Origin of the sequence: Pseudomonas sp. CBC3, assembly GCF_037967085.1 — a bacterium.
In the GTDB taxonomy this organism is placed as follows: domain Bacteria; phylum Pseudomonadota; class Gammaproteobacteria; order Pseudomonadales; family Pseudomonadaceae; genus Stutzerimonas.
This window is the reverse complement of the sequence record NZ_JBANEO010000003.1, coordinates 394026-411297: the sequence shown is the minus strand read 5'-3', so window position 1 is coordinate 411297 and position 17272 is coordinate 394026. Positions and strand designations below refer to the sequence as shown.

Sequence of the window (17272 nt, the reverse complement as noted above, 5' to 3'; positions counted from 1 at the left end):
AAGTTTCAGCGAAGAGTAACAGCGACAGGAATGCTTCGACGCCCCCTCGTCAGCCGTCGCTACTCCGGCGTGCGGCTGAAAACCAGTGCCTTCAAGCCACTGTCGGAGTTGACATCCGGGAACTCCGGCGGGTTCGGCAAACGCTGTTGAAATACCAAGTCCGGCGCCTCGGCAGCAACGCCTTCGATGATGAATTCGGGACCCACGTCGGGATCGTTGACGCAGGCCAGCACCGTACCCGTGGGCGTCAGCAGCTCCGGCAAGCGCCGGAGGATCTTCCGGTAATCCTTGTCGAGCGCAAAGCTACCTTTCTGGAACGATGGCGGATCGACGATGACCATGTCATACGGGCCGCTTTTCTTCACCTTGCCCCACGACTTGAACAGCTCGTGGCCGAGGAAGCTGACCTTGCTCAGGTCATGATCGTTGAGCCGATGATTGTCGCGCCCGCGACTGAGCGCGGCGCGCGCCATGTCGAGGTTGACCACATGCTCGGCGCCACCCGCGATGGCAGCGATGGAAAAACCGCAGGTGTAGGCGAAGAGGTTCAGTACCCGCTTGCCGTGCGCCTGTTCCTGCACCCAGCGACGGCCGTAGCGCATGTCCAGAAACAGCCCGTTGTTCTGCTTGATGCCGAGATCCAGCTTGTAGCGCAGCTCGTTCTCGCTGATCAGCCATTCGTTGACCGGCTCGCCCAGCAGCTGTTCCATGTGGCTGTCGGGCAGATAGCGGTGATGCAACAGCAGGCTATGCGCCCCACTGTTCTGCCACTCGGCACCTTGGGTGAGCGTCGACAAGCCGAGCCTTAACGCATCCAGCTCGGCGTCCGCCGGCGCGCGGAACAACGAAACCAGCACGATGCCCTGTAGCCAATCGACCGTCACATGCTCGAGCCCCTCCCAGCAGCGACCGCGTCCATGAAAAAGACGGCGGGTCTCATCGGGCAGCTGCATCAAGGCAGTGGCGAGGTGGTTCTGCAAAGTGACAAGGGCATCGGCGTGCATGAAGGTCATCGTTAGTTAGAGAAAGCGCGCGATTTTAAACAGGATTCGAAGCGCTTGCGGACCTGCCGCCAATGCAGCCATCGAGAAACGCTCGCGTCCCCGGCTCGCCAAGCGTACCGAGTCGACCAATAGCCCTACAGCTTCAGAAGGGTGCGCCGATAACGCGAACGTATGGGCGTTCTTCCGCCGTAGCCCCTTGTAACGAGCACAACCATGACCTTCTTGAAAACGATCCAGGCACGCTACCTCACCACTTTCGCGGCCTTCATCCTTGTCGCCATCGGCCTGACGCTGCTGGGCATCTATCAATTCGTCGCACCCCAGTTGAAAGCCACCGAAGTCCAATTAGTGGAAGAAAAAGTCGACGAGATCGCCCAGGCAATTCGGCTTAATCTGGCGCGGATCGAAAGCCAGTCCCGCGCCATTACCCAAACCGTCGCGCTGCTCGACAGCGACCAGATCGACGCGGTGCTGCCTGGGCTTATCGACCAGTACGGCGATCAGAAGGTGTTCGGCGGAGGCATCTGGCCGCTGCCCAACGCTCGGACGCCCGGCGTAGCGAAACACAGCACCTTCTATCACCGTGACGCCAGCGGTCAGCTGAAGATCAACACGCACTGGAACAGCGCCGAGTCGCTGAACTACTTCGAGCAGCCCTGGCACCGGGCCGGCGCGCAAACGCCTAGCGGGCGCTGCGCCTGGGCAGCCGCCTACAAGGACGACGCCAGTGCCGAACCACGCACCAACTGCGCCATGGCGATCAACAAGAACGGCAGCGTCTATGGCGTATCGACGATCGACCTGACGCTGGGCTTCTTCAATGAACTGGTTGCGACCAAGGAAAAGGAAATCCAGGGCCAGATCATGATCGTCGAGGCGGACGGCAAGATTCTCAGCAACCTGCCTGCCCTGAGCGAACAGACCGTCCTGAAAAACGTCTCCGAGCTGGCGTCACGCACGCCGTTCGTGGCGCAGATCAAGGCCGCGCTGGACCGTGGCGACCAGCGCAGCTTTACCGAGTTCGAAGGCCAGAATGGCGAGCAGACCTCGTTCTTCCTCAAACCCATCGAGGGCACGCCCTGGCTGCTCGCAACCGCGCTGCCCAGCCACCTGTTGACCGAGAAGACCCGCTCGGTGCTCGGCACCTTGGGCTGGCTGCAATTGCCGTTGGTGGGTTTCCTTTTGCTGCTGATGGTCGTCGCGCTGCGCAACCTGATGCGTCGACTGCATCTGCTGTCGGCCAACATCCAGTCGCTGTCGTCCGGCGATGCGGATCTGACCCGCCGCATCGAGATCAAGGGCAACGATGAAGTCGACCGCATCGGTGTCGCGGTGAACCGCTTTATCGCCTATCTGCAGGAAATGATCGCCGACCTGGCCACCTCGTCCCGCCAGATTTCGGTCGAACTCGAACAGCTCAAGCAGCAATCCGATCACACCAACGGCATTCTGGCTCGCCATGCCAGCGAAACGGATCAGGCGGTGACGGCCATCACCGAAATGAGCTCCACGGCCGACTCGGTCGCCCAGAGCGCCAACGAAACCGCCAATTTCACCCAGGCTGCCAACGATCACGCCGCGCATTCGCGTCGCACCGTCGACGAAGCGGCGCAAAGCGTGCTGGCGCTGGTCAATGAAGTCGACTCGGCTACCGCGCGCGTCCAGGCGATGCAGCAGGACGCGCGCCGCATCAACGATGTATTGGGCGTGATCGGTGAAATTGCCGGGCAGACCAACCTCCTCGCGCTGAACGCCGCCATCGAGGCCGCCCGCGCGGGTGAACAAGGGCGCGGGTTCGCCGTGGTCGCCGACGAAGTGCGCGCGCTCGCCGGGCGGACACAGCAGAGCACGTCGGAAATCAACGAGATGCTCGCGGCCTTGCAGAGCGCTGTCGATGCTGCGGTAGACGCGATGGAAAAAACCAAAGGCAGCTGCCAGGCCACAGCCGAGCGGACCACCCGCGTCAATAGCGGGCTCGATGAAATGGCCGATTCGGTCAACCGCATCCACGACCTCAGCGCGCAAATCGCCGCGGCTGCCGAGGAGCAGAGTGCCGTCAGCGGGGAAATCAACCAGAACATGGTTGCGGTGCGGGATATGGTCGACGAACTGGTGGAATCCGGCGTGACGGTGAGCAAGAGCACCGATGGCCTGTCCGCATCCAACGACCGCCTGATCGCCATGGTGAGCCGCTTCAAGCTGTAAATGCGAAAGCGCGCGGAAACGCTGCGGTCGACGATGGGTGATGAGGGCTTCAGTGCTGCCCCATTCGAGCAGCTTTTCGCGTCAGCGAAACGCCCACCACCCCGGCTTTTCACCTCGCGTCGCCGTCGCGGCGACGCCAGGAATGCCGCTCTAACGCGCTGGCCATGCGGAACGGCTTGGTAAAAGCCGAGTCGGATTGAATAACGGCGCCTCTCGCATATCATCTGCGCAATATCCCCCCGCAGGCGCCCATCGAGCGGCTTAGCCCGGCTATTGTTGGGCGTACTTTGCCTCGTAATCGGCAACCGCTCTATGGCCGGAGCGCCAGAAGTAAAGGAACGCGGCGACCTTATGCAGAGCCCGCGAAAGGAGTATGGAATGACCGAATCCCCTGATCTTACCTTCACCCAAGACGACGACTCGCCGCGTATTTCAACCGGCAGCGAAGGCCTGGATGACATCCTCGGCGGTGGACTGGACCCCAACCGGATGTACCTCTACGAGGGCAGCCCCGGTTCCGGCAAGACCACCCTAGCTCTGCAGTTCCTGCTCGAAGGCGTACGCAAAGGCGAGCAGGTGCTCTATGTGACCCTTTCAGAAACCAAGCAGGAACTGGAGCTTGTTGCCAAGCGCCACGGCTGGACACTCGAAGGTATCGATGTGTTCGAACTGGTGTCACCGGAGGCCAGCCTCGACCCCGAACTCGAGCTGACGGTACTGCACCCGGCCGAGATGGAGCTGAGCGAAACCACCAAGCAGGTCTTTGATCGCGTCAGCCAAACCAACCCGACCCGCGTCGTATTCGACAGCCTGTCCGAGATGCGCCTGCTGGCACAGAGCCCGCTGCGCTATCGCCGGCAAGTGCTGGCGCTCAAGCACTTCTTCACCACCCGGCGCTGCACGGTCATCCTGATCGATGACCAGACCTCGGAAAGCGGGGATTTGCAGCTGCACTCGATCTCCCACGGTGTGGTGATGCTCGAGCAGTTGGCCATCGATTACGGCGCCGAGCGACGGCGGCTGCGGGTCATCAAGATGCGTGGCATCCAGTTCCGCGGTGGCTATCACGACTTCAGCATCAAGAGGGGTGGGCTGGCCATCTACCCGCGGCTGATCGCTGCCGAACATCACGCGGCTTTTACCGGCGAACTGATCTCCAGCGGCAATGCCGGGCTAGACAAAATGCTCGGCGGCGGATTGGAGCGCGGCACCAACGCGCTGCTGATCGGCGCAGCCGGCGTTGGCAAGTCTTCGCTGGTGCTGGGTTACGCCATAGCGGCGTGCCAACGTGGCGAGCAGGTTGCTTTCTTTATCTTCGATGAAGGCATCGGCACGCTGCTGGCCCGTGGCCGAGCGCTGGGACTCAATATCGAGCCCTGGATCGAAAAAGGGCTGCTGCACCTGCAACAAATCGATCCCGCCGAGCTTTCACCTGGCGAATTTACCGCCGCGGTGCGCCACAGTGTCGAGGTGCAGGGCGCACGGCTGGTGCTGCTGGACAGTCTTAACGGCTATCTAAATGCGATGCCGGACGGCCGCTTCCTGATTCTGCAGATGCACGAATTGCTCAGCTATCTGGGCCAGCAAGGCGTGATGAGCGTGATGGTTCTGGCTCAGCATGGCCTGGTCGGACCGATGGAAACGCCCGTGGATATCAGCTATCTCAGTGATGCGGTTATCATGCTGCGCTATTTCGAGCATGCTGGTGTCGTTCGGCGCGCGTTGTCGGTGGTCAAGAAACGCAGCGGCCGCCACGAAAACACCATTCGGGAATTCCAGCTTGGTTATTCCGGCATCAAGGTCGGGCCACCGCTTTCGAACTTCAGCGGCATATTCTCAGGCACGCCGGAGTACACCGGCGATGCCACTCCTCTCATGAAAGACGAGCATGACGACGCCTGAGCAAGCAAGCCCGACAGTAGCCGTCTACGCCCCCATTGGCAGGGACGGTCCTGCCTCAGCCGACCTGCTCCGCCGCAGCGGCATGGATGCCATCGTCTGTCACAGTGTCGAGGAGGTGTTGGAGCGCGCCGACACGGATGCCGATGCGGTGTTCATCGCCGAAGAAGGCTTGTTCGGCCAAGACCTCGACGCGCTGTCTGCATGGGTCGATCGGCAACCGACGTGGTCCGATTTCCCGTTCGTCGTGCTAACCAGCAAACGTCAGCAACCTGCAGTCACCGCCTGGCGTCAGCGCATGGTGGCGGCGTTGCGCAACGTCTCGCTGCTCGAACGTCCGGTACAGAGCATTACCCTCACCAGCGCCCTCCAGACGGCGCTACGCGGCCGACATCGCCAATATGAAGTGCGAGCGCTGATAGAAGCTCGCGAACAGGCATCCCTCGAACTGGAGGCGCTGGTAATGGAGCGCACCAGCGAACTGGAGAAGACCAATGGCGAACTGCGCACGCAAATGGCTGAACGCGCCCATATAGAGGAAACCCTGCGCCAGACGCAGAAAATCGAAGCCATCGGCCAGCTCACGGGCGGGATCGCTCACGACTTCAACAACCTGCTGATGGTCATCTCCGGCGGCCTCGATATGATCGATCGGCGAGCGGATCCGGAGCGTCGCCAGCGTCTGATGGATGGCATGCGTCAGGCCGCGCAGCGCGGAGCCGCCCTGACCCGCCAGTTGCTCGCTTTTTCCCGGCGCCAGTCGCTGGCACCCGAGCCAGTGGACCTTGCCTTGCGCATCAGCCAGATGAGCGAACTGCTCGATCGCAGCCTGCGCGGTGATATTCATGTTCAGGTGCAGTTTGCGCCGGACCTTTGGCCAATCGAGGTCGATCCCGGTGAGCTGGAACTGGTGATCCTCAACCTGGCGGTGAATGCTCGCGATGCCATGCCCGAAGGCGGCTCGATTCTGCTGCAGGCAGCCAATGCGCCGAACGAGCAGGTGCTGGGCTGCCGGGGTGATTTCGTCAGGCTGGCGGTGATCGATTCGGGTACCGGCATCCCGGATGATCTGCGCGAACGGGTATTCGACCCCTTCTTCACCACCAAAGAAATCGGCAAGGGCTCCGGCCTGGGGCTTGCTCAGGTCTACGGTTTCGCCCGCCAGTCCGGCGGCACGGTGTGGCTCGATACCGAATGCGGGCGAGGCACCAGCGTGATCATGATGCTGCCTCGCTCGGCGCATGTGCCGGGTCAAGTGCACATCGAGGATGCCCGCATCGATGAATCTCCCGACGTGTCCGCAGGTAGCGTCCTGCTGGTCGACGACGACGAAGAAGTCGCCGCGCTGGTGGGCGAGATGCTCGAGCACCTCGGTTACCAGGTGATCCATTCCGGCAGCGCTGCCGCTGCCCTCGGGGCACTGGCGAACGGGCACCGAGTAGACGTTGTCTTTTCCGACGTGATGATGCCCGGCGGCATGAACGGCGTGGAACTGGCGCGAGAAATCCACACGCGGCAACTCGGCATTCCCGTCCTGCTCACCAGCGGTTACGCCGAGGCGGCGAGAAAGTCGGCGGAGGCCGAAGGCGTGCATGTGCTGGCCAAGCCCTACCGCCTCGAAGAGCTGGGCGCGGCGTTGAAACTTGCCATTGAAAGCGCCGAACTGACGAGCCTGGCCGCACTCTGATCCGCCTGCGGTTGTCCGACGAGACTCGCCGCGTCGCGAACTAACCACATGCAGGGCCGTCGAAACGCGTGTTCCGAGCCGCTGCGGTTCGCCCTGACTTATGCCGTTCGCCTGTCAATCAGAAGGAATCGTCCATGCCCGCCCCTCGGTATATCCCCTGTCCGCTTGCCCGCCCCACTAAACGGAGCACCGCAGCGCTGCTGGGCGTGTGGCTAATGGGTTGTTCGCTGCCCTTGCTGGCCGACACGCAATCTCTAATCGACCGCGATGCGCAGAACAAGCGCCTCACCGAACAGCTGATGGCCAAGCCCAATCACCTCTCCCCCGCCCCGAGCGCCAAGTACAACCACATCATCACCTACGGCCAGTCGCTGGCTTCTGCCGCCGAAGGCTGGCCGGCACTGTCGAAACAGCCGGGCTACGACAATCTGATGCTGGGCGATGCAACACGTTCGGCAACCTTCAGCGGCGATCGCTTCGTACCGGTCGGAGGGGCAGCATTCAAACCGCTCAAGGCGGTGGTGCAGTTCAAGCGCGATCCCAAGATCATTCTCGACGGCGATGCCATCGCGAAGCTGGAAAAGCACGCCCAGGAAGAAGGCGAGTCCGTTGAAGTCGGCGCGCTGAACATGGCGCGCCGGCTGTATCTGGAAAAGCACCGCGTCGAGGCCGATCCCGAGCATCTGTTCGTCGCCAGCAACGCCGCAACGTCCGGTCGCTCCATCGCCCAACTGTCCAAGGTTGGTGGCACCAACGAGTACCAACGGGTATTGCAAGCCGTCGATCAGGCCAAGCAACTGGCGGATGACGAAGGCGCGAGCTACAGCCTCAGCGCTTTGTTCTGGTTACAGGGCGAGTACGATTACGCCGAGGTTCAGGGCGGGATCAACGACAAGGAAACCTACAAGGCAATGATGCGCCAGCTGCGCGATGACCTCTACGCCGACACCGCGCAGGCCATCGGGCAGCAACGCATGCCTGCCTTCATCAGCTACCAGACCGATGCCAAGACGTCGGTCGTGGACGGCAGTCTCGACATCGGCATGGCCCAGTGGGAACTGGCGCAGGAAGAGCCCAACTGGTACCTGGCCGGCCCGGTTTACCCCTACGTGGACAAGGGCACGCATCTTTCGGCCAACGGTTATCGCTGGTTCGGCCAGATGCTTGGCAAGGTCTATCACCAAGTCGTGGTCGAGCGCCGCAACTGGGTGCCGTTGTCGCCGCTTGGCGCCACGGTCGAGGGCCGTGAAATCCTCATCGATTTTCACGTCCCGCATCCTCCGCTGACCTTCGACGAACCCTACCTTGGCCAGCAGGCACGAATGATCGACGGTCGCGGTTTCACCATGAGCGACGAGCAGGGTGAGGTGCCGATCGAAGGGGTCGAGATCGCCGCCGGTACGATCGTGCGCCTGACCGCCGGACGTGATCTGAGCGGTACGCCGCGCATCCGTTACGCCAGCCGCGCGGTCGGCGGCGCCGGCGAGCTGCGTGACAGCGATCCAACCCTGGCTGACGCCCACTACGAATATCTACCGGACGAAGGCATGTGGCCGGAAGCCAATATCGACGCGCTGGTGGACGAACCCTACCCGCTGCATAACTGGAGCATCGCGTTCGAGATCGAGGCCAAGGCCAACGAGGCCGTGCGAACGCGCTGACAGCTGATACATGCCGCCCCGAGCGCGACGTCAGCGCCCAGGCTTCGACCCAGCGATCCGGACCGCCAGAATCAGGCAAGTACTGGGCAGAATCCGCCTAACGCCTGGTTTGCGCGCCTCCCTAGCATTCACTCCACAGCACAGCAGTGCTGCATCCATGAATGCAATCGGAGGGTCTGCGCATGTCGAACATCAACGGAAAAGCCATCGCCATCACCGGTGCCAGCAGCGGCATCGGTGAAGCGACGGCGCGCCTGCTGGCCAGCCAGGGTGCGCGAGTGGTTCTGGGCGCACGGCGGCTGCAACGCCTCGAAGCGCTGGCCGCCTCGATCATCGATGACGGTGGCAGTGCGGTGGTCCGGGCGCTGGACGTTACGAACCGCGCCGAGATGCAAGGTTTTATCGATTTCGCTGAACAGCAGTTCGGGCGTGTCGACGTCATCGTCAACAACGCCGGCGTGATGCCGCTTTCGAAGCTCGAAGCGCTGAAGGTCGACGAGTGGGACCGGATGATCGACGTGAACATCCGCGGCGTGCTGCACGGTATCGCCGCTGGACTGCCGCTGATGCAGCGTCAGCGCAGCGGGCAGTTCATCAACATCGCCTCCATTGGTGCCTACGCGGTCAGCCCGACCGCTGCGGTGTATTGCGCAACCAAATATGCAGTACGCGCCATCAGCGAAGGGCTGCGCCAGGAGGTCGGTGGCGACATCCGCGTCACGTTGATATCCCCCGGCGTGACCGAATCCGAACTGGCCGAGAGCATCTCTGATGCAGACGCGCGCTCGGCCATGCGCGATTTCCGCCAGATCGCCATTCCCGCCGAGGCCATTGCCCGTGCGATTGCCTATGCCATCGATCAGCCAGCCGATGTGGATGTCAGCGAGCTGATCGTCCGCCCCACCGCCAGCCCCTACTGAGGACACGCCCATGAATGGCAATGCAAGCAGAACCCTGATAGCAGCTGGACTGGCATTGCTCGCTGGCTTGTCGACGGCCGCTTCCTGCGCAGCCGACGAGAGCGAGCGGCACGAGCGAGGCCTGAAGGTGATGGAACGGCTCTCCGGCGGCGCCGGGCAACCGGTGCTCGATGCGTTGCAACAGGATTATCCCTTTCTCGCCGAGGGCGTTACCGCCTACGCGCTCGGTGATGTCTGGGCTCGCCCAGGTCTGGATGATCGCACCCGCCAGCTGGCGACCGTCGCTGCGTTCGCCGCGCAAGGCAACCTGCCGTACCTGAAGGTCCATGCCGGCTATGCGCTGCGGCTCGGGGTCACGCGCGATGAGCTGAAAGAGGTGATCTATCTGACCACCGTTACCGCTGGTTTTCCGCGCGCCATCGATGCGGCGCAAGCGCTGCGGGAAGTGCCGGATCCGACAGCGACGCGTTGAGGCTCAGGCGATACTGCGCAGCCGCGCCATGTCCTTGATCGGGGAGGCGCCGAACAACCGGCTGTATTCGCGACTGAATTGCGAGGGGCTTTCGTAGCCGACCCGGTAACCCGCGACCGACACCTCCACCCCTTCGGCCATCAACAACCGCCGAGCCTCCTGCAACCTGAGCTGTTTCTGGTATTGCAGCGGGCTCATGGCGGTCAGCGCCTTGAAACGGTGATGCAGGCTGGAACTGCTGAGATTGACCCGCCGCGCCAGATCCTCGATGCGCAGCGGCGCGACATAGTTCTGGTTGAGCCACTCGATGGCGCGGGTTACCCGATGCGACTGGCTACCCTGCAATGCTACCTCCTGTAGATGCTGGCCCTGTGGCCCGCAGAGCAGGCGATAGAAGATCTCGCGCAGCGCCAATGGCGCCAGTACCGGAATGTCCTTTGGCTTATCCAACAAGCGCACCAGACGCAGGGTCGCGTCGAGCAACGACGCGTCGATACGGTCCAGATACAGGCCGCGCCCTGGTGCCTCGTCCACTGCAGCGAGCTGGCCGGATTCACTGATCAACCCGGCGATCAGCGACGGATCGATGTCGAGTCTGATGCACAAGTAAGGCTCTTGCGGCGAGGCGCGCACTACGCAACCTCCCACCGGGAGCGTGACCGAGACCACCAGGTAATGCAGCGGGTCATAGCAGTACAGCTCGTCGGCCAAACGCACTTCCTTGCCGCCCTGCACGATGATGCACAGCGCCGGCTTGTGCACGCCCCAGACCGGCTCGCCCGGCTCCGCGCAGCAAATCAGATGCAGGGGATCAATGGCGGTCGGGTGCACGCCATCGCCATCGACGAAACGTTCGACTAGCTGCGCCAGCTCGGCGCGCTGTGCCAGGGTTTCATCGTCTGACGGAGCGATGAATGAATTCATGGGCAGGCTCCTTGATGCGAAGGGAATCAGCGTAGCTGTTGTTGACCCGCTATGCCGCCTGCCACCAATTATCTTCCAAAAAAAAGCCGGCGTTAGCCGGCAATTTTCGAAGCAATGAACGATCAGCTACGGGCGCGTTCTGCGTCGCGCAAGGCTTTGACCTGATCGTGGTTGCGTTGCACGCCCTGAAACTGGCGCTGGACCACCACGCGAATATCGGCTGGCAGGTCCTTTTCGAGCGCCTTGCGATAGCTCTTTAGGGCCACGTCTTCGCCACGCTCGCATTCGTTGAGAATCGCTTCGTCGCTTTTACCCGTGACCATTGATTTGAGGTCGACCCAGCGACGGTGCATGTCTCCCGCAACGCTGGTGGAAGTCTCCGGGTCACCACCCAGGGTGCGCACCAGTTGCTGCAGTTCGGCGGCGGCCGTGGCGCAGTCTTGCGCACGCTGGGTCATGGTGGTCTTCAGCTGGGGGTTCTTGAGGTCTTCAGCACATTCGCGGAAGCCTTTCTCGCCGTCCTTGCTGGTTTCGATGAGATCGTTGAGCACGGAAATGGTGTCTTTGGTATCCATTGAATAGTCCTCCTGGGGCTTGCTAAAACGGCCGGAAACAGCACGGCCAACCTATTAAGTCGACTGCCCCGCTTCGTCAAAGGTTCAGCCCGCCTGCCTCGGCGATGTGCCCTGTCGATAACTTCGAACAACCGTTTCGCGCTCGCGATTGTCCCAAGAATGACTGCCGTCCCGGCAGAAGCGCACATAATCCTGAGCCATCGCCGTCGAGCCCTGCGAAACATGCCGGAATACCTCGCCCCCGTTCCCCGTTGGGAACCCCACGAACGTCCATCCATGCCCGGTTCGCCGGCGATCCTGCTGCATCCGATGCCGATGCGCATCGCCTATGCCTGTGTCGCCGTGCTGGTCGGGCTGACCGGCGGCCTGGGCAACGCGCTGTTCATCGCCAACCTGCCGAGCATTCAGGGCGACCTTGGCCTGACGCCGTCGCAAGCCGCCTGGCTGCCGGCAGCGTATTTCATGGTCAACGTCTCCGCCAATTTGCTGATGATCAAGTTCCGCCAGCAGTACGGCTTGCGCCGCTTCGCCGAGATCGGGCTGACGCTCTATGCGCTGCTGAGCATCGCTCACGTTTTCGTCGAAGGGCTGGAAATGGCGGTGTTCGTTCGCGCTGCCAGTGGCCTGGCGGCGGCCACCACCTCTTCCCTCGGGCTGTTCTACATGTTGCAGGCGTTCCGCAAAGCGGATCTGCCAAAGGGGGTGATCCTCGGTTTCGGCATTTCTCAGCTCGGCACGCCATTGGCCTGGCTGATGTCGCCGGCATTGTTGGACATGGGCGAATGGCACCGCCTCTACGTGTTCGAGAGCGGCCTGGCGCTTTGTTCGCTGGCGGCGGTGGTGGTGCTCAAGTTGCCCCTAGGCGAACGCATCAAGGTCTTCGAGCCGCTGGATTTTCTCACCTTCGCCCTGCTCGCCCCGGCGCTGGCGTTGATCGCTGCGGTGCTGGCCCAGGGTCGAATACTTTGGTGGACCGAACAGCCCTGGCTCGGCTACGCGCTGATCGTCGCGCTGGTGCTTATGTGCACAGCGTTCATGATCGAACACCACAGACGCAATCCCTTGCTGCATACCCGCTGGCTCGGCACCGCTGAAATGCTGCGCTTCGCCTTCGGTGCCTTGGCGCTGCGTCTGTTGTTGTCAGAGCAGACCTACGGCGCGGTCGGCCTGCTGCAAACTTTGGGCATGGGCACTGAGCAGTTACAGCCGCTGTATGCAGTGATTCTGCTCGGGTTGAGCATGGGTATCGCCGGCAGCGCGATGACCTTCAGCCCGACCACCGCCCTGCCACAAATCCTGCTGTCGATCGTGCTGATCGCAATCGCCAGTTTCCTCGACATCGACGCCACCAACCTCACCCGCCCGCACGACATGTTTCTTAGCCAGGGCCTGCTGGCCTTCGCCAGTGGCATGTTCCTCGGCCCGCTGCTGATCACCGGGATCGGCAAGGCGCTGCGCAACGGGCCGAATTACCTGGTCAGCTTCATCGTGTTGTTCACCATGACCCAAAGCCTCGGCGGGCTCGCGGCGCCAGCGTTGTTCGGCACCTATCAGGTGATGCGTGAGAAATACCATTCCAGCCATCTGACCGAGCAGGTGGTGCCGGGCGATCCGCGCATCGCGCAACGGCTGCAAGCCCAGAGCCAGGCGCTGGCGCCGCGCCAGAGCGACCCTCAATTGCGCCAGGCACAGAGCGCGGCGCAGCTGAGCCAAGCGACCACGCGCGAAGCCAACGTGTTGGCCTTTAATGATGTATTCCGGCTGATCGGCATGCTCGCCATCGGCGTGTTCGGCTGGACGCTCTACCACACACTGCGCATCGCGCGGCAGAACAGGAATGCCCCGCCTCCATGAGTGAAACCAAACGACCCGACGAAGAAGAAGTCTTGCAGACGGCTCAACCACCGCAGCCCTCAGCCGCGATGACGGACGCCGGCCCAGCGCCGGACGATCCGCCGAAGACGATCAAGCCGAGCCGGCGCACGGTCATTCTGATGGTACTGGTCGCCCTGGCCGGCATCCTGGCGATCCTCTACGCCTGGCAGCTGTGGCCGTTCAGCAACCGTGTCGCGGTCACCGAAAATGCCTATGTGCGCGGGCAGATCACCGTGCTCGCGCCGCAGGTCAACGGCTACGTCACCGAGGTGCCGGTGCAGGATTTCGAGCAAGTCGCGCGCGGCCAGCCGTTGGTGCGCATCGATGATCGACAGTATCGCCAGCTGGTCGAGCAGCGCCGTGCCGAGTTGGCTGCGCAGCGTTTCGAACTGGAGAACCTCGAACAAACCCTGGCCTCCAACCGCGCCACGCTGGCGTCACGCCGCGCCGAGTTGTCCGCCGCTGAAGCCGAATTGCAACGCGCCCTGGCCGACGAAAAACGCGTCAACGAGCTGGCCGAACGTGGCTCGGTCTCGATTCGCGAACGCGACCAGATCCGCGCCAGCGCCCGCGCAGCGGCGGCGAACGTGAAGCAGGCCCAGGCTGCCATCGCCATTGCCGAGCAGACGTTGAAGGCTAGCGAAGTCTCACGCGGCGGACTTCAGGCGCAAGTGGAGATTGGCGAAGCGGCATTGAAGCGGGCTCAGATTGACCTGGACAACACGGTCATCGAAGCGCCGCGCGACGGCCAGGTCAGCGAAGTCACGGTGCGCCAGGGCCAGTACGTCGCGGCCGGCTCGCAGCTGCTCTATCTAGTGCCGGAGCAACTTTGGATCATCGCCAATTACAAGGAAACCCAAACCTTCGCCATGCGCCCAGGCCAGCCGGTTTCCATTGAGGTCGATGCGCTGGACGGTGCTCGCCTGAGCGGGCGTGTACAGCGTTTGGCACCGGCCACCGGCTCGGAATTCAGCGTGCTGCGCCCGGATAATGCGACCGGCAACTTCACCAAGGTGGTGCAGCGGATACCGGTGCGCATTTCCATCGATCCGAACCAGCCACTGAGTCAACGCCTGCGACCGGGGCTGTCGGTGGTCACGCACGTGGATACCAGCGGCGACGTGACAACCACTGATACCGCAGCGGACGGCACGCGATGATTTGCACGTACCATCCCTTGCTTCGTCTGTTGCCGAGCCTGTTGCTGATCACGCTGGCAGGCTGCATGCCACCGCGGCAGCCGCTACCGCCCGACGCTGCATTCACCCCGCCCGCGCAATGGCGCGACGACGCAGCGCGGACGAGCGATATCTCCGCGACCTGGTGGCAGGCGTTTGGTGATCTGCAGCTGACGACACTGGTCGAAGCGGCGCTGGCACATAACACCGACGTGCTGATCGCCGCGTCGCGGGTCGAACAGGCACGCGAGCAGATCCGTCTGTCCCACGCCTCGCTGCTGCCGAATCTCGACGCGGTGCTGGGCGTGCAGCGCACGCGCGAGCTCAGCGTGCTCGGCATCGCCCACACCACGGCAGTGCAGCCCTCGCTGCAGGTGTCTTACGAGCCGGATATCTGGGGCCGGCTACGGCGTCTGCGCGAAGCCGCGCAATTGCAATATCAGGCCAGCGAGGCCGAACGCGACGCCGTGCGCCTGGCCGTCGCCAGCACCACGGCACGCGCCTACGTCTCGCTACTGTCGCTGGATCGGCAGCTGTACGTGACCCGCGAAACCGTCGAGTCGCGTCAGCAGGCGCTGCGTGTCGCCGAGGACCGCGCGGGTCTCGGCTACACCTCGCAGTTGGAACTGACCCAGGCGCAGTCCGAATACGAAGCCGCAGCGCAGCTTTTGCCCCAACTGGAACAGGCGATTCGCGAGCAGGAAAATGCGGTGCGTCTGCTCACCGGAGCGTTACCGGGCACGGTGCAGCGCGGCGTCGGATTGCTCGCACTCGATCCTCCCCAGGTGCCTGGCGTATTACCTTCGCAATTGCTGCGGCGGCGGCCGGATATCCATCAGGCCGAACTGCTGCTGGCGGCCAGCGACCTCAACCTGCAAGCCCAGCGCGACCGCTTTCTGCCACAGGTGCAGGTGTCAGCCAGCCTCGGCCAGCTGTTCGTCAATTCACTCGATTACGACCCGGTCCGCGTCTGGGATATCGGTGCCAGCGTGCTGGCTCCGATCTTCGACGCCGGGCGCCTCGAAGCGGGCGTGAACATCGCGGTCGCGCAACGCAATGAAGCGGCCTTCGCCTATCGCGCGACTGCGCTGCAAGCATTCGCGGAGGTCGAAAACAGCCTTTCGGCGGTGGGCAATCTGCGGCAACAGATCGAGCGCGTCGAGGCTCGCCGCGCAGTTCTTGAGCGCTCGCTGACCTTCGCTGAGGATCGGTACCGCGCAGGCTACTCGTCGTATCTGGAAACCCTCGATGCCCAGCGCAATCTGTTCAATACCGAGCTGACCGCCGTGCAACTGCGCGAAAGCCAGCTCAATGCGCTGATCAGCCTTTATCAGGTACTCGGCGGTGGTTGGCAGGCCACCACCGAGCGTTGAAGGCTTAGCCCAGTCGCTGAGGGCTCAGCCCGGCTGACGCAGGGCCTTGCGATCCGTGTGCTGGGCTCCGCCGAGTGCCAATTCGACGACGAGGAATACCAGCAGACTGCCGCCGAGCACCGGCAGGCAGTAACCGAACAGCGCCGCGAGTGCCACCGTCAGCGCCCGAGCTGCCGGCGACAGATCGCGCAGCGCCGTGAGCATACCCGCGCTGCGCACCGGCGAGCGGCGGCGCCACCACATCAGGTAGCCCCAGATCACCAGCGTCGCCAGACCGAGCGCGGTGACGGCAAGCAACAGTTGATTGGCCAGGCCGAACAGCGAACCCATGTGCGCATCGATACCCCAGCGCGTCAGCTTGGCCGCCAGCGGGACGCTGGCGAAATCGATGCGGTCAGCGATCGTCAGCGAGCGCGGATTGATGGCTACCGCGTCGACCTGAGTCGGCCAGCTGCGATCAATTTCGGTCACCGTCCAGGCGCGATCCGGGCCCGACGCCGGGACGATTTCTAGCTTGCCGGCATCAATCCCGGCGCGTCGCGCAGCGGCCAGCACGGCATCGAATAAGGCAGGATCGCCCGGCTCAGCCGCAGCGATCTGCATTCCAACGTGATGGGCATGTTCACCCGCTGGTGCCACCGGCTCGCCGGTCAGTGCAGTGGACACGCTCGGCGTGGACATCCCCAGCGCCGCCCGCGCGACGCCGATGTTGTCCCCCGCCCAGCGCGACCACGTCAGACCGGTGGCAGAAAAGAACAACAAGCCCACCACCAGCCACAGCCCCAGCGTGACATGCCAGCGCCGCAACCGTTGCGTCCTGGCCACGCTCGCCTTGCGATTACCCTGGCGCCGGATAACCCAGAGCGCCAGCCCACCCAGCGCCGCGACCCATAACCAAGAGGCAGCCAGCTCGCTATAGATCCGGCCCGGCTCGCCCAGTAGCAGGCTGCGGTGAAACTGATCGAGCCATGTGCGCAGCGGCAATACCCCAGTGGTGCCGTAAACCAGAAGATCGCCGCGTATCTCAGCCGTTACCGGGTCGATGAACACGGCGCGGCTCTCCGACGGACCCAGCTCCGGCGCGCTGAACATCACCCGTGTCGTGGTGCCGGGCTGCGGTGCCGGACGCACCGCCGACAGCGTCGCCGCCTCGCCGATGTGCGCTTGCGCGACTTCGATCTGCCGCGCCAGGGGCAGCAAAGGTCCGTCGCTGTCGACGAACAGTTGTTCGGCATAGAGCCGACTCTCCAGCTGCGGCGTCAGCGCGTAGATCAAGCCGCTCAAGGCCGCGATGAGGATGAAAGGCCCGACGAATAGGCCAACGTACAGATGCAGGCGGATCAGCAGCACCAGCAAGGGTCGCTGCGCCCGGGATGCAAGAGGCGGTGCCTCCGGCTGGGCATGGGAAGACGGCATGAAAGCTCACTCGAATCGAGAAATACAACCAACCCAGCGCTGCAGGATTGGCGAAGCGGACGACCGCTACCCGCGGTGGTCAG

13 protein-coding genes and 1 pseudogene are annotated in these 17272 nt (G+C 63.1%); 10 read left to right on the top strand and 4 right to left on the bottom strand.

The window, feature by feature from the left end:
* Nucleotides 1–59 precede the first annotated feature (59 nt).
* Nucleotides 60–1004, bottom strand: a complete 945-nt coding sequence (locus V6943_RS14435; protein ID WP_340554093.1) for a class I SAM-dependent methyltransferase — start codon at nt 1002–1004, stop codon at nt 60–62.
* A 213-nt stretch (nt 1005–1217) separates the two neighbouring features.
* Here V6943_RS14435 and V6943_RS20485 point away from each other — a divergent pair.
* The 7 genes and pseudogenes from V6943_RS20485 to V6943_RS14405 form a co-directional block, all read left to right on the top strand.
* Nucleotides 1218–2354 (top strand): annotated as a pseudogene (locus V6943_RS20485) (HAMP domain-containing protein); the annotation flags it as partial.
* Nucleotides 2355–2366: 12 nt separating this feature from the next.
* Nucleotides 2367–3209 (top strand): methyl-accepting chemotaxis protein, encoded by an 843-nt coding sequence (locus V6943_RS20480; protein ID WP_445324145.1) that lies wholly within the window; start codon nt 2367–2369, stop codon nt 3207–3209.
* A gap of 378 nt (nt 3210–3587) precedes the next feature.
* Nucleotides 3588–5111: an ATPase domain-containing protein gene (locus V6943_RS14425; RefSeq protein ID WP_340554090.1), complete on the top strand. Its 1524-nt coding sequence runs from the start codon at nt 3588–3590 to the stop codon at nt 5109–5111.
* Between the two features lie 82 nt (nt 5112–5193).
* A complete protein-coding gene (locus tag V6943_RS14420) occupies nt 5194–6795 on the top strand; it encodes a response regulator (protein ID WP_445324144.1) in 1602 nt (533 codons plus the stop codon).
* A 134-nt stretch (nt 6796–6929) separates the two neighbouring features.
* On the top strand, nt 6930–8456 hold the full coding sequence (locus tag V6943_RS14415; RefSeq protein ID WP_371924072.1) for a sialate O-acetylesterase: 1527 nt from the start codon (nt 6930–6932) through the stop codon (nt 8454–8456).
* 182 nt (nt 8457–8638) lie between these two features.
* Entirely contained in the window at nt 8639–9376 is a 738-nt protein-coding gene (locus V6943_RS14410) for an SDR family oxidoreductase (RefSeq protein ID WP_131650583.1), read from the top strand.
* 10 nt (nt 9377–9386) lie between these two features.
* Nucleotides 9387–9848 carry a carboxymuconolactone decarboxylase family protein gene (locus V6943_RS14405; RefSeq protein WP_131650584.1) on the top strand — a complete coding sequence of 154 codons (462 nt, stop codon included), beginning with the start codon at nt 9387–9389 and terminating at the stop codon, nt 9846–9848.
* A gap of 3 nt (nt 9849–9851) precedes the next feature.
* On the opposite strand, the gene V6943_RS14400 is transcribed toward V6943_RS14405, so the two are convergent.
* Entirely contained in the window at nt 9852–10772 is a 921-nt protein-coding gene (locus V6943_RS14400) for an AraC family transcriptional regulator (RefSeq protein WP_131650585.1), read from the bottom strand.
* A 122-nt stretch (nt 10773–10894) separates the two neighbouring features.
* Entirely contained in the window at nt 10895–11347 is a 453-nt protein-coding gene (locus tag V6943_RS14395) for a PA2169 family four-helix-bundle protein (RefSeq protein ID WP_131650586.1), read from the bottom strand.
* A 276-nt stretch (nt 11348–11623) separates the two neighbouring features.
* Between V6943_RS14395 and V6943_RS14390 the strand changes: the two genes are divergently transcribed.
* The 3 genes from V6943_RS14390 to V6943_RS14380 are packed head-to-tail and all read left to right on the top strand — an operon-like array spanning nt 11624 to nt 15773.
* The gene (locus tag V6943_RS14390) at nt 11624–13201 is read left to right on the top strand and encodes an MFS transporter (protein ID WP_131650587.1); all 1578 of its coding nucleotides are present in this window, start codon (nt 11624–11626) and stop codon (nt 13199–13201) included.
* Nucleotides 13198–14382: an HlyD family secretion protein gene (locus V6943_RS14385; protein ID WP_445324136.1), complete on the top strand. Its 1185-nt coding sequence runs from the start codon at nt 13198–13200 to the stop codon at nt 14380–14382. Before V6943_RS14390 ends, V6943_RS14385 begins: the two co-directional genes overlap by 4 nt.
* Nucleotides 14379–15773: an efflux transporter outer membrane subunit gene (locus V6943_RS14380; protein WP_340554087.1), complete on the top strand. Its 1395-nt coding sequence runs from the start codon at nt 14379–14381 to the stop codon at nt 15771–15773. The genes V6943_RS14385 and V6943_RS14380 overlap by 4 nt, the downstream gene beginning before the upstream one ends.
* 24 nt (nt 15774–15797) lie before the next feature.
* On the opposite strand, the gene V6943_RS14375 is transcribed toward V6943_RS14380, so the two are convergent.
* Entirely contained in the window at nt 15798–17189 is a 1392-nt protein-coding gene (locus V6943_RS14375) for a PepSY-associated TM helix domain-containing protein (RefSeq protein WP_340554086.1), read from the bottom strand.
* Nucleotides 17190–17272 lie beyond the last annotated feature (83 nt).

Bases quoted from the DNA above. Each gene is read 5' to 3' on its own strand.
- V6943_RS14435 (WP_340554093.1), bottom strand. From the start codon at position 1,004: ATGCACGCCGATGCCCTTGTCACTTTGCAGAACCACCTCGCCACTGCC.
- V6943_RS20480 (WP_445324145.1), top strand. From the start codon at position 2,367: ATGATCGCCGACCTGGCCACCTCGTCCCGCCAGATTTCGGTCGAACTC.
- V6943_RS14425 (WP_340554090.1), top strand. From the start codon at position 3,588: ATGACCGAATCCCCTGATCTTACCTTCACCCAAGACGACGACTCGCCG.
- V6943_RS14420 (WP_445324144.1), top strand. From the start codon at position 5,194: ATGGATGCCATCGTCTGTCACAGTGTCGAGGAGGTGTTGGAGCGCGCC.
- V6943_RS14415 (WP_371924072.1), top strand. From the start codon at position 6,930: ATGCCCGCCCCTCGGTATATCCCCTGTCCGCTTGCCCGCCCCACTAAA.
- V6943_RS14410 (WP_131650583.1), top strand. From the start codon at position 8,639: ATGTCGAACATCAACGGAAAAGCCATCGCCATCACCGGTGCCAGCAGC.
- V6943_RS14405 (WP_131650584.1), top strand. From the start codon at position 9,387: ATGAATGGCAATGCAAGCAGAACCCTGATAGCAGCTGGACTGGCATTG.
- V6943_RS14400 (WP_131650585.1), bottom strand. From the start codon at position 10,772: ATGAATTCATTCATCGCTCCGTCAGACGATGAAACCCTGGCACAGCGC.
- V6943_RS14395 (WP_131650586.1), bottom strand. From the start codon at position 11,347: ATGGATACCAAAGACACCATTTCCGTGCTCAACGATCTCATCGAAACC.
- V6943_RS14390 (WP_131650587.1), top strand. From the start codon at position 11,624: ATGCCCGGTTCGCCGGCGATCCTGCTGCATCCGATGCCGATGCGCATC.
- V6943_RS14385 (WP_445324136.1), top strand. From the start codon at position 13,198: ATGAGTGAAACCAAACGACCCGACGAAGAAGAAGTCTTGCAGACGGCT.
- V6943_RS14380 (WP_340554087.1), top strand. From the start codon at position 14,379: ATGATTTGCACGTACCATCCCTTGCTTCGTCTGTTGCCGAGCCTGTTG.
- V6943_RS14375 (WP_340554086.1), bottom strand. From the start codon at position 17,189: ATGCCGTCTTCCCATGCCCAGCCGGAGGCACCGCCTCTTGCATCCCGG.